The following is a 15,647-nucleotide window of genomic DNA, read 5'->3' as shown; positions in this document are numbered from 1 at the left end:
CGGTGAATAACACACAAATAAATAATGCCGCGTAAATACGCGGCATTATTGGCTTCTTATCGCGCAAATCGCGCAAGAACTCAGTTAAACGGCTTGCTGCAGGATCACCGCATCGGCCTTCTTGGTGTAGGAGGCGATCTCGTTGAAGTTGAGGTAGCGGTAAGTATCTGCCGCAGTGGCATCGAGCGCCTTGGCGTATTGCAGGTACTCCGCCACGGTCGGGATCTTGCCGAGGATGGCGGCAACAGCGGCCAGCTCCGCAGAGGCCAGATAGACGTTGGCACCTTTACCCAGACGGTTCGGGAAGTTACGGGTGGAAGTGGAGACCACGGAGGCTCCTTCCGCTACCCGGGCCTGGTTGCCCATGCAGAGGGAGCAGCCCGGGATCTCGATGCGGGCACCGACGCGACCAAAGATGCCGTAGTAGCCCTCTTCGGTCAGCTGATCCTTGTCCATCTTGGTGGGCGGCGCGATCCACATGCGGGTCGGCAGCTCGCCTTGATACTTCTCGAGCAGTTTGCCGGCGGCACGGAAGTGACCGATGTTGGTCATACACGAACCGATGAACACCTCGTCGATCTTGTCGCCAGCCACGTCGCTAAGCAGACGGGCATCGTCCGGATCGTTCGGCGCGCACAGGATCGGCTCCTTGATGGTGGCCAGATCGATCTCGATGATTTCGGCGTACTCGGCATCCTTGTCCGCTTCCATCAGCACCGGGTTGGCCAGCCACTCTTCCATCCCCTTGATGCGACGGGTGATGGTGCGTACGTCGCCGTAGCCTTCGGAGAGCATCCATTTCAGCATCACGATGTTGGACTTCAGATACTCGATGATCGGCTCTTTATCCAGCTTGATGGTGCAACCGGCAGCGGAACGCTCGGCGCTGGCATCTGCCAGCTCGAACGCCTGCTCTACTTTCAGGGTCGGCAAACCTTCGATCTCGAGGATGCGGCCGGAGAAGATGTTCTTCTTGCCCGCTTTCTCGACGGTCAGCAGCCCTTTCTGGATGGCGGCATAGGGGATGGCATGGACCAGATCACGCAAAGTGATACCCGGTTGCAGCTCGCCCTTGAAGCGCACCAGCACGGACTCCGGCATGTCCAGTGGCATCACGCCGGTAGCGGCGGCGAAAGCCACCAGACCGGAGCCCGCCGGGAAGGAGATGCCGATGGGGAAACGGGTGTGGGAGTCACCACCGGTACCCACGGTATCCGGCAGCAGCATGCGGTTCAGCCAGGAGTGGATGACGCCGTCACCCGGACGCAAGCTCACACCGCCGCGGTTCATGATGAAGTCCGGCAGGGTGTGGTGGGTCTGTACGTCGATGGGCTTGGGATAGGCCGCGGTGTGGCAGAAGGACTGCATGGTCAGATCGGCGGAGAAGCCGAGGCAGGCCAGATCTTTGAGCTCGTCGCGGGTCATCGGGCCCGTGGTATCCTGGGAGCCGACCGTGGTCATCTTGGGCTCGCAGTAAGTACCCGGGCGAATGCCCTTCACGCCGCACGCCTTGCCCACCATCTTCTGGGCCAGGGTGAAGCCTTTACCAGTATCGGCCACCGGCTGCGGGCGACGGAATACGGTGGAGAACGGCAGACCCAGCGCTTCGCGGGCCTTGTCAGTCAGGCCACGACCGATGATCAGCGGGATACGGCCACCGGCGCGCACTTCGTCGATCAGCACGTCGGTTTTCAGTTCAAACTGCGCCAGCACCTGTTCGGTGCCGTGTTTGCAGATCTTGCCGGCATAGGGGTAGATGTCGATCACATCGCCCATTTCCAGCTTGGAGACGTCCACTTCGATGGGCAGTGCGCCGGCATCTTCCATGGTGTTGAAGAAGATCGGGGCAATCTTGCCACCCAGACAGACACCGCCAGCGCGCTTGTTCGGCACGAACGGAATGTCGTCGCCCATAAACCAGAGCACCGAGTTGGTGGCGGATTTACGGGAAGAACCGGTACCGACCACGTCCCCCACATAGGCAAGCGGGAAGCCTTTCTCTTTCAGGGCATCGATGGTCTTGATGGGGCCGACGGCGCCATCCTTGTCCGGAGTAATGCCGGGACGGGCGTTTTTCAGCATCGCCAGGGCGTGCAGCGGAATGTCCGGGCGGGACCAGGCGTCCGGTGCCGGAGAGAGGTCGTCGGTGTTGGTTTCGCCGGTCACCTTGAACACGGTGACGGTGATCTTCTCGGCCAGCTCCGGGCGGGAGAGGAACCATTCGGCATCAGCCCAGGACTGCATCACCTGTTTGGCGTGGACATTGCCCGCCTTGGCCTTCTCTTCCACGTCGTGGAAGGAGTCAAACATCAGCAGGGTATGGGAGAGCCCCTTGGCGGCAAGCGGCGCCAGAGTGGCGTGATCCAGCAGGTCGATCAGCGGCTGAATGTTGTAACCACCCTGCATGGTGCCCAGCAGCTCGACAGCTTCGGCGGCAGTCAGGATGGGAGAGTGGGCTTCGCCCTTAGCGACGGCGGTGAGGAAACCGGCTTTGACATAGGCCGCTTCATCAACACCGGGGGGAATACGGGAGGACAACAGCTCTTTCAGAAAGTCTTCTTCGCCAGCGGGCGGGTTCTTGAGCAGCTCAACCAGGGCGGCGACCTGCTCTGCATCCAGAGGTTTGGCAACCACGCCCTCGGCGGCACGTTCTGCGACGTGTTTACGGTATGTTTCAAGCACGACTAATTCCTCTTTGGTCTTTTTTTGGGGTTCGCCCACGCTCGCGGCGATCGTCCTTGCGGGACACCCCGTAGGGTGCTCCCCACTATATAAGTTTTAACGACTAATTAAAATCCAAACCCTGTTTACTTATTCACCACAAAATCGTAACCAATTAAACAGACTGGTATTTTTTGAAAATTAATTGAACGCTCTCAACCAGAGTTAACAAATTGGCATCATTTCGGCATTATTCGAACGTGCTGCCCAATTGCAGATAGAAGACGTCATTGCCCCCCTCCGCCATACCGTAGCCGAGGAACACAGGGCCGAGGAAGCTCTCCACCCCGACATAAACCGACCCGGCGGTAAACGAGCTCTCCAGACTGATATCCTCCCCCTTGTTCCAGACCCCGCCCTGCTCCAGAGATCCGCCCAGATAGAGCGGCATCTTGAGGGCACCGAAGTCATTGTCTGCCACCCGATAGATGTAGCGCAGGCCACCAAACAGGCTGTAGCGACCGCTCAGCTGGTAGCGCTGGAAACCGGAGAGGCGGAACAGTCCGCCCAGATCCTGAATATGCAGCGGCACCACCTCTTCACTGCCCGAGCCACCCCCTTCGAGGATCAAGTTGAGGCTGTGCCTGTCCCATGACCAGGGCTTGATCATCGAGAGCTGATAATTCCAGCCTTCACTGCGGCCATCTGCTGACTCGAGTCCATCCACACTGACGTGGGAGTGGCCCAGTTTCATGTCCCATTTCATCCCCTGATAGGGGAAATAGCGGCTATCCAGATTGTCGTGTTCAAAGCGGACATAGGGGCCCCACGCCGTGGCATCCATCTCCAGCCCCTTGAAGTTCTTCACATCAATCGTACCCAGTTGTCCCTCCAGCCCCATCGACAACCGGCTCCAGGGCTGGCGGTTCCAGCCCACCGCCAGATCACCGCTGAAGAAGGAATAATCGGAGTCGAGATAGCTTATCGAAACCGCCTCGGGATCCGGATTGGGGAAAAACAGACGGCGCAGGGTCTGGTCATAGGCCAGACTCGCCTCACCATAGAAGGTCTGGGAGGGTTCGAGCGGGGTATAGAAGTCGGTCTTGATATGTTTGGCCGTGCCCAGCGACGCCTCGGTCAGCCACTCCGCCCCCCAGTCATTGACGTTGGTGAGGGTATAGGACATGCCAACGTTGTAGTTGGAGGTGTTCTCGAAGTCATCGGTGAAACCGAACTGGAAGTTGAGGTAGCCCGGCCCCCAGTTCTTCTCGCTGGCATCCACCAGCAGCACGTTCTCCCCGTCACGCTCCTCCACCTCGTAGGTGATGCGGTCAAACGACTCAAGGGCATAGAGGCGGCGAATGCCCGCTTCCAGACTCTCGTTGGTCTGGATCTTGTCAGGCCGCACTTTGAGCATGGCGCGCACCGTCTCGTCGGAGAGACGAGACTTGTTGATGATTTCCACCTTGTCGATGAAGTAGGCGGGCTGACCGCTACGCTCGGCACGGCGGCTCAGCTTCTGGTTGCGATAGGCGTTGTACTGCGCCTTGGTGAGCGACAGCTTATCGAGTTGCAGCGACAACTTGTCAGCCGCCGTCTCACCGATCTTGATCCCCTCCGGCATCCGGGCAAAGTCGGCGATCCCCATATCGCCAAACTCGGGGGCGATCAGAATATCCTTCGGTCCCATCAGCGCCTTCTGCTTGTCGGTGCCCACTTGGGTCATGTAGGTGGTGAGCTGGTCGATCATCGCCAACCCTGACTTGAGGGATTCACGGGTACGCAGCTTGGCACCAATATCCACCGCAATCACCACGTCGGCCCCCATCGCCTTGGCGACATCCACCGGCATGTTGTTGACGCTGCCGCCGTCCGCCAGGATGTGCCCCTCCCACTCCACCGGCTTGAGGGCACCGGGAATGGACATGGAGGCCTGCATCGCCTTGGCGAGGCTGCCGTGATCGAGCACAAAGGGGGTGACCGTCTCCATGTCGGTCGCCATGGCGCGGTAGGGGATCGGCAGATCGTCGAAGCTCGCCTGCACCGGCAGGTTGGAGGTGGCCCCCCGCAACAGGCTGGCCATGGATTGGCCCTGGAAGAAACCGTCCGGCAATTGGGTGGTGTCGCCATTCACCCCGATATCGGTGCGCAGCTGATACTGCTCGTTCTGCTGCTTCTTGCGCAGCGACAGCTCGTCGCGGCCAACCTTGTCCTGATACCCCTTGTTCCAGTCGATGGCCAGAGTGGTGCGCTCCACCTCCTCGGCACTGAGCCCCATGGCGTACATCCCCGCCACATAAGAGCCCATGCTGGTGCCGACTATGATGTCGACCGGGATCCGTTTCTGCTCCAGCACCTTGAGGATGCCGATATGGGCCGACCCCTTGGCGCCGCCGCCGCTGAGCACCACCGCAATTTTCGGACGATCCCCCTGTGCCGCCACAGCCAGCAGAGGCATCGCCGCCAGCATCACCAAAAGCAGACGGGTCCATCCCGCACCTAAGCTGCGCATCATATTTTCCATATTATTCAGAGGGTCAGTCACCAAGGATGGCCTCTACTATAAGGGGCCGGGCAGTTAGCGCAACCGTCAATCCGCCTCCCACCTGTGCTGCATGGCGAAGGGGCACGCCGCCGCCCCTGTGAGCGCAAACGTAATCCGCAAATAAAGGGCTGCAAGCCTCATGGGTAGCGCCGCGCTGCCGCTAATATGAGCGTCGTCAATCTCAACCTTTTGAGCACCTTTATGCTGGCAACCCTCACGCTTAAACAGAAAATACTGGCCACGGTCACCCTGGCCGTGGTCGTCTCCTGCCTGCTGGTAGGCTACTTCAGCCAACGTTCGGCCCAGCAACTGATCGAAAACCGGATGTTCGAGCAGGAGCTGCCCAACCTGACCCAGCGGATCAGCAAGGAGATTGAGCAGGATCTCCACGGCATCGCCCAGGCCGCCCGTCAATTGGCCACCGACCGCTTCATCCTCGACTGGGTGGATCGGGGCATGCCCAAAGAGCAGGAGCCGATCCTTATCAACCAGCTCAAGGATGTGGCCAACCAGTATGGTCTGGTGACCGCCTCCTTCGCCGATCGCCAGAGTGCAGCCTACTACAACCAGGATGGCTTTCTGCGCAACCTGACACCCACGCAAGACGCCTGGTTCTATGACTACACCAAGAGCCAGAAAGAGATGACCCTCAGCATCTTCCGCGAGAGCAATGGCGAGGTGAAGCTGTTCGTCAACTTCCAGCAGCTCAACGGGCGCGGGCTGGCCGGCTTTGCCAAATCCCTCGACACCATGGTGACCATGGTCTCCAACTTCCGGCTGGAAGAGAGCGGCATCGTCTTTATGGTCGATGGCAGCGGCAAGGTGAAGCTGCACCCCGAGGCCAACCGCATCGAGCGTGACACTCTTAGCAACATTGCCAGCGGAGATACCGGCAGCCTGCTGGCCAAACGTCCCTTTGCCGTCATCAACGCCGAAGTCAATGGCGAGCCCATGGTACTGGCCAGCAGCTATATCCCGCTGCTCGACTGGTATCTGGTGGCCCAGGTGCCAGAAGCCGAGATCTATGCCGAACTGGATCAGACCCGCAACGAGATCCTGATGATCTCGCTGGTGATTGCGCTGGCCATGGGGCTGATGGGGATGTTGCTGGCAGGCTCGGTCAGCCGCCCGCTCAACGAGCTGGCCCGCCTGTTCAAGGAGCTGGGCAGCGGCGATGGGGATCTCACCCAACGCCTCAAGGTGGAAGGGCGTGACGAGCTGAGTCAGGTCGCCACCGGCTTCAACAACTTCGTCGCCAAGATCCACGGCTCCATCGAGCAGGTGGCGGAGAACTCCCGCCAGCTCGCGGCCACCGCCAACGAGGTGGCCAACAAGGCGCAGCTGACCCAGCATAACTGTACTGCCCAGCGTGACCGCACCGTGCAGGTGGCCACCGCCATCCACGAAATGGGGGCCACGGTGAGCGAGATCGCCGGTAACGCCTCGCTGGCAGCCGAAGTCGCCAGACAGGCCAACGATCAGGCCGATGCGGGTGCGGTAGTGGTGGCGCAGGCGCGCCACGGCATCGTCGACCTCTCCGGCGAGATTGAGCAGGTGGCAGGGGTTATCGAGTCGCTGGCCAGCCAGACCGACTCCATCGGCAGTATCCTCGAAACCATCCGCAGCATCTCGGAGCAGACCAACCTGCTGGCATTGAACGCCGCCATCGAGGCCGCTCGCGCCGGTGAACAGGGTCGCGGTTTCGCCGTGGTGGCAGATGAAGTGCGCAATCTGGCCAATCGCTCCGCCGCCTCGACTGCCGAGATCCAGGGGATGATCAACCGCTTGCAGGAGCAGAGTGCCCGCGCGGTCAGCGCCATGGCACAAGGGCGTAACCAGAGTCTGGAGGTGGTGAGTCAGGCCGATGAGGCCAACGCCGCCCTCGGCCAGATCACCGCACACATCACCCAGATCAACGACATGAATATCCAGGTCGCCACCGCCACCGAGGAGCAGTCCAGCGTGGTCGGCGAGATCAACCGCAACGTGGAGGATATCAACCAGCTCACCATGGAGACCGCCGACATCGCCCACCAGCTGACCGAATCGAGCCGCAGCCTGCAGCAGCTCTCCGGTCAGCTGGACAAGCTGGTTGGCAACTTCCGGCTCTGACCCCGACCTTGACCTGAGTCCTCAACAACAGAGAGCGCCGTGGCGCTCTCTGTTGTTTTGGTGGCGGCTAATCCGGCATAGCAGTCAGCCCTTGCCATCCCGTTTGCGCTGATACATCAGCTCATCTGCGCGGGTGAGCAGCTCGGCCAGAGACACACAACCGCGCCCGTCGTAGCAGACAATCCCGGTGCTGCAGGTCAGCGCATAACCGCAACCACTGTGCTGATTGTGCTCGGCCAACATGGTATTGAAACGCTCATAAGCCAGTTGTGCCTGCGCCTCCACTACATTGGGCAACAGGACGGCGAACTCATCGCCGCCCATTCGGGCAAACACGTCTGCGCCACGAAAAGCCTGCTTGAGCAGAGTGGCAAAGGCGATCAGGGCCCGATCCCCTTCTGCATGCCCCCACCGATCGTTGATCCCCTTGAAGCCATTGAGATCCAGATAGAGCAGTGCCAGTGGCATCTGCAAGCGACTGGCCAGCGAGAGGCTCTTCTCCGCCAGCATCACGAACCCGCGCCGATTGGAGATCAAGGTCAACTCATCAATGGTGGCCAACTGCACCGCTTCGAGCTCCCGCACCACCATCGCCGCCAGATCCTTGAGCAACCCCACATCCTCGTCGCTCAATTCCCGTGGCACCGTATCGATGATGCAGAGCGTCCCCAGTTTGCAGCCGTTGGCGATCCGCAGTGGCTGTCCGGCATAGAAGCGGATGCCGGGCCCGCCCACCACCAGCGGATTGTCGGCAAAGCGGGGATCCTGCGAAGCATCCGGCACGATGAAAGTCTCATTGCCCATGATGGCGTGGCCACAAAACGAAATGTCCCGGGCGGTCTCACGGACCTCCAATCCGATACAGGATTTGAACCACTGGCGATCTTCATCCACCAGACTCACCAGCGCGATGGGGACATTGAACACCCGTCGGGCCATGCGGGTCAGCCGGTCAAACCGCTCCTCGGCCTCGGAATCCAGCAAAGAGAGCCGCCGCAGGGTCTCCAGCCGCAATGCCTCATCGGGTGGAATAGGTGCTTCTAGCATCGTGCCTCTCTCGTCAGTGCCAAAACCTATCTTTAGCATATTGGGCTTTGCTGAAGTCGGGGCAGCAAGGAGAAAACAAAAAGCCGCTCATTCGAGCGGCTTTTTAGACAAGCAGGGAAGAAAATTACTTTTTCTTCTTGGCCTTGGCGTTCGGCAGGTCGGTGATGGAGCCTTCGAACACTTCGGCAGCCAGACCCACGGACTCGTGCAGAGTCGGGTGAGCGTGGATGGTCAGCGCGATATCTTCGGCGTCAGCACCCATTTCGATGGCCAGACCGATTTCACCCAACAGTTCACCGCCATTGGTACCCACGATGGCACCACCGATGACGCGGCCGCTCTCCTTGTCGAAGATCAGCTTGGTCATACCGTCAGAGCAGTCGGACGCAATGGCACGGCCGGAAGCAGCCCACGGGAAGGTGGCGACTTCGAAGTTCAGGCCCTGTTGCTTGGCTTCCTTCTCGGTCAGACCAACCCATGCCATCTCTGGCTCGGTGTAGGCGATGGACGGGATCACTTTCGGGTCGAAGTAGTGCTTCTTGCCGGCGATAACTTCAGCGGCAACGTGACCTTCGTGAACACCTTTGTGTGCCAGCATCGGCTGACCCACGATGTCACCGATGGCGTGGATGTGCGCCACGTTGGTACGCAGCTGCTTGTCCACCTCGATGAAACCGCGCTCGGTCACGGCAACGCCAGCTTTCTCGGCATCCAGCATCTTGCCGTTCGGCACACGACCTACGGCAACCAGCACGTTGTCGTAACGAACCGGCTCGGCCGGGGCGTGCTTGCCTTCATAGGAGACGTACAGGCCGTCTTCGCGCGCTTCAACTGCGGTGACCTTGGTCTCCAGCATGATGTTGAATTTCTTGGCCACACGCTTGGTGTAGATCTTGACGATATCTTTGTCGGCAGCCGGAACCAGTTGGTCAGCGAATTCCACCACGTCGATCTCGGAACCCAGAGAGGAGTAAACGGTACCCATCTCCAGACCGATGATGCCGCCACCGATAACCAGCAGTTTGCCAGGAACGGTTTTCAGCTCCAGCGCATCGGTAGAGTCCCATACGCGGGGATCATCGTGGGGGATGAACGGCAGCTTCACCGGACGGGAACCGGCCGCGATGATGGCGTTGTCGAAGGTCACGGTAGTCTTGCCGTCGGCACCTTCCACTTCAAGGGTGTTCGGGCCGGTAAATTTACCCAAGCCGTTAACAACCTGAACTTTACGCATCTTGGCCATGCCAGCCAGACCGCCGGTCAGCTGGTTGATAACCTTCTCTTTCCACAGACGGATCTTGTCGATGTCGGTCTGCGGGGCACCGAAGACAATGCCGTGCTCGGCCAGCGCCTTGGCTTCTTCAATCACTTTGGCAACGTGCAGCAGCGCCTTGGAGGGGATGCAGCCCACGTTCAGGCAGACGCCACCCAGGGTGGAGTAACGCTCGACGATAATAGTATCCAGACCCAGATCGGCTGCACGGAAAGCAGCGGAATAACCGGCAGGGCCAGCACCCAGTACTACGACCTGGGTTTTGATTTCTTTACTCATCATGACCTCTTTGTCGTTCTTATATCCCCGGACAGCGCAGTCTTATACCGAAACGGGTGGCTGCAGCCGTGAAAAAAACGGGGCAAGTTTACGATCATGTTAATGAAATGAGAAGTAAAAAGGGCAGGCTCTGGGCCCGCCCTCTCACTTACAGGACCAGTCGACGAATGTCGGACAGCACGCCGTTCATGGTGGTGATGAAGCGAGCCCCATCGGCACCATCGATCACGCGGTGGTCGTAGCTCAGAGCCAGCGGCAGCATCAGGCGCGGCGCAAACTCTTTGCCATTCCACTTCGGCTTCATCTCGGACTTGGAGACACCGAGGATGGCCACTTCCGGCGCGTTGACGATCGGGGTAAAGCTGGTACCGCCGATGCCACCCAGGCTGGAGATGGTGAAGCAACCGCCCTGCATGTCGGCAGCGGTCAGTTTGCCGGCACGGGCCTTCTTGGAGATCTCGGCCAGATCGCGAGACAGCTCCATGATGCCCTTCTTGTTAACATCGCGCACCACGGGCACAACCAGACCGTTGGGGGTATCCACCGCCACACCGATGTGGATGTACTTCTTCATGATCAGCTTGCTGCCATCTTCGGACAGGGAGCTGCAGAAGCGCGGGTGAACTTCCAGTGCCTTGGCGGCGGCTTTCAGGATGAACACCAGCGGGGTGATCTTCACGTCTGCCTTCTGCTTCTCGAGCATCGCGTTCTGCTCTTTGCGGAACGCTTCCAGCTCGGTGGTATCGGCTTCGTCGAACTGGGTGACATGAGGGATCATAACCCAGTTGCGGTGCAGGTTCGGACCAGAGATCTTCTGGATCCGGGTCAGCTCGACCTCTTCCACATCACCGAACTTGCTGAAGTCTACTTTCGGCCACGGCAGAACGCCCAGACCGTTGCCACCGGCTACGCCGGCAGAGGCAGGAGCGGACTCGGCACGCTTGATGGCATCCTTCACGTAGGCTTGCACGTCTTCTTTAACGATGCGGCCCTTGCGACCGGAGGCTTTCACCTTGGCCAGGTTGACGCCGAACTCGCGCGCCAGACGGCGTACCGCCGGAGAGGCATGTACGTAGGCATCGTTGGCAACGAAGTCGGTCGCAGCGGCAGCAGCCAGGGCAACCGGAGCCGGAGCTGCGGCAACAGGGGCTGCAGCGACCGGAGCGGCAGCTTGTGCAACCGGCGCGGCGGCAGGGGCTGCGCCAGCCACTTCGAATACCATGATCAGGGAACCGGTGGAGACCTTGTCACCCGCCTTCACCTTGATCTCTTTGACCACACCGGCGAACGGCGCAGGCACCTCCATGGAGGCCTTGTCACCTTCCACGGCGATCAGGGACTGGTCGGCTTCAACCTTGTCACCCACAGCAACCATGATCTCGGTGACTTCCACTTCGTCGCCACCGATATCCGGTACATTGACCTCTTTGGCAGCAGCGGCAACCGGGGCAGCAGCCACCGGCGCGGCAGCTTGAGCCGGAGCAGCAGCGGCAGCAGGCGCAGCGCCAGCTACTTCAAAGACCATGACCAGAGAGCCGGTAGAAACCTTGGCACCAGCGGCAACTTTGATCTCGACTACGCGGCCTGCGAACGGTGCCGGTACTTCCATGGAGGCCTTGTCACCTTCCACGGCAATGATGGACTGGTCGGCTTCAACCATGTCGCCCACGGCAACCATGATTTCAGTCACGTCCACTTCGTCGTCACCGATGTCCGGTACGTGCACATCTTTGCGCACGACTGCGGCAGGTGCGGCGGCCGGAGCAGCAGCAACCGGTGCAGCCACTTCTGCAGGAGCAGCAGCGCCTTCGGCTTCGAAGATCATGATCTGGGAACCGGTGGCAACCTTGTCGCCCACCTTGATCAGGATCTCTTTGACGATACCGGCGGACGGAGCCGGTACTTCCATGGAGGCCTTGTCGCCTTCTACCGCGATGATGGACTGGTCCAGCTCGACCTTGTCACCCACGGCCACCATGATCTCGGTGACTTCAACCTCATCGGCGCCGATATCCGGCACCATAATCTGTTTGGACATTGTGCTTTATCCTCTTGCGTCGATCCGCATGGCTGGCTGATGCCGCCACGCACATCTCGCGTTAACCGTTTTAAATCCTGGCAGGGTCGCGCCGTCATACGGCGCGACCCTTGATCCACTTACGCGTACAGCGGGTTGACCTTGTCGGCATCGATGCCGTACTTGGCGATGGCGTCGGCCACAACCTGCTTGTCTACCTCGCCGCGCTTGGCCAGTTCGGTCAGGGCAGCAACCACCACGTAGAACTCGTTCACTTCGAAGTGACGACGCAGGTTGGCACGGCTGTCGGAACGGCCATAACCGTCGGTACCCAGCACACGGTAGTTCTCGGTCGGAACGAAGGCGCGAACCTGATCGGCGAAGGACTTCATGTAGTCGGTCGCAGCGATGGTGGCTTCGGAACCCAGTACCTGAGCGATGTACGGTACGCGAGCTTCGGCAGTCGGGTGCAGCATGTTCCAGCGATCCGCGTCCTGACCGTCACGGGCCAGCTCGTTGAAGGAGGTGACGCTGAACACATCGGAACCGATGCCGTACTCGCTGGCCAGGATCTGGGCAGCCTTGCGCACGTGACCCAGGATGGAACCACAGCCCAGCAGCTGAACTTTCGCCTTGGCACCGGCGACGGATTCCAGCTTGTAGATACCCTTGCGGATGCCTTCCTCGGCGCCTTCCGGCATGGCCGGCATGGCATAGTTCTCGTTCAGGGTGGTGATGTAGTAGAACACGTTCTCCGGGTTCTCACCGTACATGCGGCGCAGGCCATCCTGTACGATCACCGCCACTTCATAGGCGTAGGACGGGTCGTAGGAGATGCAGTTCGGGATGGTGTTCGCCAGGATGTGGCTGTGACCATCTTCGTGCTGCAGACCTTCGCCGTTCAGGGTAGTACGACCGGAGGTCGCACCCAGCAGGAAGCCACGGGCTTGCTGGTCACCGGCTGCCCACGCCATGTCGCCGATCCGCTGGAAGCCGAACATGGAGTAGTAGATGTAGAACGGGATCATCGGGCAATCGTTGGTGCTGTAAGAGGTCGCAGCAGCCAGCCAGGAGGACATGGCGCCCAGCTCGTTGATACCGTCTTGCAGAACCTGACCCTGCTTGTCTTCCTTGTAGTAGGAGACGATGTCGCGGTCTTGCGGGGTGTACTGCTGACCGTGCGGGCTGTAGATACCGATCTGGCGGAACAGACCTTCCATACCGAAGGTACGGGCTTCGTCAGCGAGGATCGGAACGATGCGCTTGCCGATGGACTTGTCTTTCAGCATCACGTTCAGGGAACGTACGAACGCCATGGTGGTGGAGATTTCGCGCGCCTGCTCGCCCAACAGCGGGCCGAAGGCATCCAGTGCCGGGATTTCCAGCTTGGTGGTGCTTTCGCGCAGACGGGTCGGCACATAGCCTTTCAGGGCGGTGCGACGGTCGTGCAGGTATTTGTGCTCGGCAGAACCGGCTTCGATCTTCAGGTAAGGCAGATCGGCCAGTTGCTCGTCGGCCACCGGCAGGTTGAAGCGGTCACGCAGGTGACGCACGGAGTCCAGCTCCATCTTCTTGACCTGGTGAGCGATGTTCTTGCCTTCGGCCGCTTCACCCATGCCGTAACCCTTGATGGTCTTGGCCAGAATAACGGTCGGCTTGCCCTTGGTCTGGGTCGCCTTGTTGAATGCAGCGAACAGTTTGCGAGGATCGTGACCACCGCGGTTCAGGGCGAAGATCTCCTCGTCGGTCATATCTTTGACCAGCGCGGCAGTTTCCGGATAACGGTTGAAGAAGTGCTCGCGGATGTAGCCACCGTCGCGGGACTTCATGGTCTGGTAGTCACCGTCCACGGTCTCGTTCATCAGCTGGATCAGCTTGCCGGAAGTGTCTTTCTTCAGCAACTCATCCCACTTGCGACCCCAGATCACCTTGGTCACGTCCCAACCGGCGCCAGCGAACAGGCCTTCCAGCTCGTTGATGACCTTGCCGTTACCGACAACCGGACCATCCAGACGCTGCAGGTTGCAGTTAACCACGAACACCAGGTTGTCGAGCTTTTCACGCACGGCAACGGTCAGGGCGCCCTTGGCTTCCGGCTCGTCCATCTCGCCGTCACCCAGGAAGGCGTAAACGGTCTGCTCGGAGCAATCCTTGATGCCACGGTCGGTCAGATACTTCAGGAAACGAGCCTGATAGATGGCGGCGATGGGGCCCAGACCCATGGAGACGGTCGGGAACTGCCAGAAGTCCGGCATCAGTTTCGGGTGCGGATAGGAAGGGATACCCTTGCCGTCCACTTCCTGACGGAAGTTGTCCAGCTGCTCTTCGGTCAGACGACCTTCAGCAAAGGCGCGAGCATAGATGCCCGGGGAGATATGACCCTGGAAGTAAACCAGATCGCCACCATCCTTCTCGTTGCGAGCACGGAAGAAGTGGTTGAAGCAGACATCATAGATGGTCGCAGAAGAAGCGAAGGAAGACATGTGACCACCCAGGTCCAGGTCTTTCTTGGACGCGCGCAGCACGATCATCATGGCGTTCCAGCGGATGATGGCGCGAATGCGGCGTTCCATCTCCAGGTCACCCGGGTAGTCCGGCTCGTCGCTGGACGGGATGGTGTTGATGTAATCGCGATTTGCCTTGGCAGCCACGTCCACACCGCTTACGCGGGCTTTCTCGGCCAACTGTTCAAGGATGAACTGAGCGCGTTGCGGACCCTCTTCACGCAGCAGGGATTCCAGAGAGGCAAGCCACTCCAGCGTTTCTATCGGGTCCACATCGTTCTTCAGGATATCAGACATGGCTGGTTCCTATGTTGTTGTGATTGCACGGCATTGCACGGCGAAGGGCGCAAGCATTCGACAATAAAGCCTTGTGGGATTAGTTTTCCTGCTGACGGATCCGACGCATGGATCGCTGGATCCGGCTGTCTTCCCTCTGCATATCCAACAAGGTGTCCTCGATAAAGGCCAGATGCTCATGACAAGCTGTTCTGGCCCGCTCCGGAGCCCCCGAAAGAATAGCCTCGATCAGATTCGCGCGATGGCGACGTATCTTGGCCACCACTCCCGGGCGGCGATTCAAAATCTCGTTATTCTGCAGAATGTTCTGCTCGAGCATCGGGCTCATGGCCCGCAGCAGGTGCAGCAGCACCACGTTGTGGGACGCCTCGGCCACCGCCAGATAGAACTGGGTCACGGCTGCCGATTCAGCCACCAGCGAGCCCAGCTGGCCCGCCTCTTCGATGGTGGTTTGCACCTGACGAATGCGCTCGAAATCAGACCCGGTTCCCCGCAAGGCCGCGTAGTAGGCACAGATGCCTTCCAGCGCGTGGCGAAACTCCAGCAGGTCATACTGGGCTTCCGGGTGGGTACTGAGCAGTTCGAACAGAGGATCGGCGATCCCCTTGCTCAGGGCATTCTGCACATAAGTGCCGCCGCCCTGACGGCGATAAAGCAATCCGCGCGCTTCCAGTCGCTGGATGGCTTCGCGCAAGGAGGGGCGCGATACCTGAAACTGGATGGCGAGTTCCCGCTCGGGAGGCAATTTCTGCCCCGGCTGCAGGCTGCCTTCCAGAATCATCTGTTCCAGCTCGGCGACAATGGAGTCGGCCAACTTGGGTTGCGTAATCTTGCGATAGGGCATGAGGCTACTTTGTTAAATTGGTATTACCAATTTTATGGATGGGGCGAAAATTAGCAGAGGCCTTTTGA

At 59.7% G+C, this 15,647-nt stretch carries 8 protein-coding genes; 1 reads left to right on the top strand and 7 read right to left on the bottom strand.

All coding sequences use genetic code 11. The features are described from left to right. Positions 1 to 84: 84 nt before the first annotated feature. Entirely contained in the window at positions 85 to 2,682 is a 2,598-nt protein-coding gene (gene acnB / locus A9G06_RS03005) for a bifunctional aconitate hydratase 2/2-methylisocitrate dehydratase (RefSeq protein ID WP_069554222.1), read from the bottom strand. 229 nt (positions 2,683 to 2,911) lie between these two features. Then, positions 2,912 to 5,173 (bottom strand): patatin-like phospholipase family protein, encoded by a 2,262-nt coding sequence (locus tag A9G06_RS03000; protein ID WP_069554221.1) that lies wholly within the window; start codon positions 5,171 to 5,173, stop codon positions 2,912 to 2,914. Positions 5,174 to 5,407: 234 nt separating this feature from the next. Here A9G06_RS03000 and A9G06_RS02995 point away from each other — a divergent pair, with 234 nt between their 5' ends. After that, a complete protein-coding gene (locus tag A9G06_RS02995; RefSeq protein ID WP_069554263.1) occupies positions 5,408 to 7,318 on the top strand; it encodes a methyl-accepting chemotaxis protein in 1,911 nt (636 codons plus the stop codon). A gap of 84 nt (positions 7,319 to 7,402) precedes the next feature. On the opposite strand, the gene A9G06_RS02990 is transcribed toward A9G06_RS02995, so the two are convergent. From A9G06_RS02990 to pdhR, 5 genes are all read right to left on the bottom strand, one after another. After that, positions 7,403 to 8,365 carry a sensor domain-containing diguanylate cyclase gene (locus tag A9G06_RS02990; RefSeq protein ID WP_069554220.1) on the bottom strand — a complete coding sequence of 321 codons (963 nt, stop codon included), beginning with the start codon at positions 8,363 to 8,365 and terminating at the stop codon, positions 7,403 to 7,405. 124 nt (positions 8,366 to 8,489) lie between these two features. Next, the gene (lpdA, locus tag A9G06_RS02985) at positions 8,490 to 9,917 is read right to left on the bottom strand and encodes a dihydrolipoyl dehydrogenase (protein ID WP_005336123.1); all 1,428 of its coding nucleotides are present in this window, start codon (positions 9,915 to 9,917) and stop codon (positions 8,490 to 8,492) included. A 148-nt stretch (positions 9,918 to 10,065) separates the two neighbouring features. Continuing rightward, positions 10,066 to 11,955, bottom strand: a complete 1,890-nt coding sequence (gene aceF / locus A9G06_RS02980; RefSeq protein WP_069554219.1) for a pyruvate dehydrogenase complex dihydrolipoyllysine-residue acetyltransferase — start codon at positions 11,953 to 11,955, stop codon at positions 10,066 to 10,068. Between the two features lie 119 nt (positions 11,956 to 12,074). Next, positions 12,075 to 14,735 carry a pyruvate dehydrogenase (acetyl-transferring), homodimeric type gene (aceE, locus tag A9G06_RS02975; protein ID WP_005355086.1) on the bottom strand — a complete coding sequence of 887 codons (2,661 nt, stop codon included), beginning with the start codon at positions 14,733 to 14,735 and terminating at the stop codon, positions 12,075 to 12,077. Positions 14,736 to 14,814: 79 nt separating this feature from the next. Beyond that, positions 14,815 to 15,579 (bottom strand): pyruvate dehydrogenase complex transcriptional repressor PdhR, encoded by a 765-nt coding sequence (pdhR, locus tag A9G06_RS02970; RefSeq protein ID WP_005336127.1) that lies wholly within the window; start codon positions 15,577 to 15,579, stop codon positions 14,815 to 14,817. Between the last annotated feature and the right edge of the window lie 68 nt (positions 15,580 to 15,647).

It is taken from the genome of Aeromonas sp. DNP9 (genome assembly GCF_001728955.1).
Taxonomy (GTDB): domain Bacteria; phylum Pseudomonadota; class Gammaproteobacteria; order Enterobacterales; family Aeromonadaceae; genus Aeromonas; species Aeromonas veronii.
This window is presented reverse-complemented; position numbering and strand designations above follow the sequence as displayed.